General features: G+C 43.5%; 1 protein-coding gene and 1 pseudogene. Both read right to left on the bottom strand.

From position 1 onward, the window contains the following. Positions 1-320: pseudogene (locus tag F6K49_RS39840) on the bottom strand (hypothetical protein); the annotation flags it as partial. 198 nt (positions 321-518) lie between these two features. After that, on the bottom strand, positions 519-2,763 hold a 2,245-nt coding region (locus F6K49_RS39845), incomplete at its 5' end, for a CHAT domain-containing protein (RefSeq protein ID WP_293106222.1).

The raw sequence follows: 2,763 nt of genomic DNA on the forward strand, positions 1-2,763 counted from the left end.
CCGATGCTAGTTCTGGGGCTAGCCGAGTCTCCGGGTAGCTCAAATTCTACATTTCCTCTCGAACCCCCACCGATGCTAGTTCTGGGGCTAGCCGAGTCTCCGGGTAGCTCAAATTCTACATTTCCTCGCACCCCTCCACCGACACTGGTTTTGGGAACTTCCTCATCTGAGGGGAAATCAAATTCCAGACTGATGCGATAATCTCGGGGTAGAATTTCCCCTTCTTTAACTGATGGAGTTGCCTGGAGTGCAGTTGATGCCAAGATCAATGCTCCAGTTACTGTTGCTGATAAGAGAGTTTTACAAATAAACTTATTCATGTTATAATTAACCTCTTAGTTAGTAAGCAGTCAGCTATCAGCTATCAGCTATCAGCCATTAGCCTTTGGCCTTGGCCTATGGCCATGCTACGCGAATGGCCACGTTACGGGAACAATTTAGGCGCTACACCCACGCTACTTGAGGTGCTTTTGAATAAAATCAGCTGACGGCTGACTGCTGACGGCTGAATGCTTACGCTATAACCAATTCCCTACTAATACAAAGGATGCCCAAAAATAGGGATGTTTATATAATGGATCTTGACGCAATTTCAGTTGTGCTTGTTGCAGCGCTTCAGCCTTAGTCATGGACGGCTTAGTCTGAATCAGGCCCTGATAAAATTCTTTCATTAAGTTAGTGGTTGATTCGTCGCTGACTGACCAGAGACTACCTAAAGTGCTGTGAGCTCCTGAACGTAACGCAAATCCTGCTAATCCTAGGGTGGCACGATTATCCCCTGCTGCAGTTTGACAGGCACTCATTACCAGTAATTCTATAGGTTCGAGAATTCCTAGTCGTCTTTTTTGGAATAGTAAATCGAAATCTTTAATGCCAATTCGGTCATTCCAGGTGAGTAGGAATGTTTCCTTTGGGTTAGAACTGAATTGACCGTGAGTAGCTAGGTGAACAATGGGAAAGGGGGTGCTATCAATTGCGGTTTGGAAGGTAGTGCGGGTAAATTCCTGATTGAGTAAAACGTCTGTAGTAACTTTATCCGTAATTTCTTGGACTTCTCCAGCCACACCAGGTAAACCAGTATAGCCTTGGCGAGCTTCGGTCAACCCAGCCACTAAGACGTTCAGTTCAACTCTCTGAAGTCTTTGAGGAAAAAGTTGTAACCCAGGAGAGATAGCAATACTATAGTTTTCGATCAGATACTGTTTACCATCGTAGAGAGCTGCCATGGGCAAATTTCGCAAGAACCCATCTGGCACGAATACCAAGGTTTTAATGTTACTGTTTGCCAGTTCTACTTCTGCCGGTCGGATCAGCCAGTCATATATTTGCTCAGACAGTCGCAACCGCTCATTATTGGGATAACCAGGAGACATAGATGAGTAAACTTGTCTTAGTCTAGCTTTGACTTTGTCCTCTGGTAGAAGAGTAGTGTAGTGGCTTAGAGGTTGATTGGGGAGCGAAAGGATGACTTCTATGCGATCGCTTAAAATAATTGGATAAATTACAGCAGCCTCGACATCAATTTCATCAATGACAATTGGCTCAGTGTCTAGACAAGCATCTCGAAAATAGTTATCTAACTCTGCCAGTTGCAACGCTTCAATCACTTCACGAGCTTTTTTGAGGTTAGACTGGCTAACCGCCCCTTTCTTGAGCCCAGCTTGAGAGGGAGTTAATAACAGGCTGACTAAATCTCGATAAATCGGTTCGATACTTTCTTGGAATTTAAATTGCACATCAGGATTAATGGCAACTAAGTCACTCCTTAGGGATTGAAGGTTATTGTAGGCAGTTTCATAAGCCGCGATCGCGCCAGGGATATCCCCTTGCTGTTTCAGAATCTGCCCCAGTTGTGTTGCCGCAAGAGCAATAATATCTCCTGCATTAATAGTTTGAGCTATCTGTAGAGCTTTCTCTGTCAGACTTTGAGCATCCTCCCACTGCTGATTTTGTTGATAAAGCTTAGCCAGTTGATTCAGAGAATAAGCTTCAGCGCGGGCATCTTGGAGTTGTCTAGCTTCTTGAATGGCTATTGCCAATACGTTAGCAAGTTTTTTGGTAATTTTTTGGGCAATTTTTGGAGCAATTTTTGGAGCAATTTTAGAGGTATATGATAGTTGAATAGCTTCCTTTTCGCTATTTTTTAGCTTAATCATACTTTCTGCTATATTCACTCTAGCATAGATTGCCAATCGACTAGGAGGTAGCTTGGATAGGTTTGACTCAATAGTTGGAATTAACGACAGTGCCTTATCCCATTTTTTTACCGTAACTAAAAGACTGAGTTGATTGAGTTGTGCCTGCACTTTGGTAATGCCATCTGGTGCTAATTTAGCTGCCTCTTGGTAGTATTTCCAAGCCACATCATATCGTTGTAAGTCTCTAGCAACATTGCCAATACTAAGGAGAGTAGGGCTAGTATCCTCAGGGGAATTAAATTGCTTGCTAATTGCCCAACTTTCTTCTAATAGTTTCTTTGATTGGAGTAAATCACCAGCAACTTGTAGTGCAATGCCCAAACTTCTCAAGCCATCAGCTTTCAGTAGGGTATCCGGTTGATTTTCAAGGTCTGTGACCAGTTGCTCTAAGAGATTTCTTGCCCGTCGATACTGCCCTAAAAATTGCCAGGCTTGGGCTTGATTGATTTGGCTGATTATTTTTCCCGTTTCATCATTAGCCCTAGCATAAGTAGCTTCCGCTTGCTCCCAGGTTTCCAAAGCAGTTTTGGTTTGTCCTTGTGCCAGTTCCAGGCTTCCTTGGCAC

It is taken from the genome of Moorena sp. SIO3I6 (assembly GCF_010672095.1).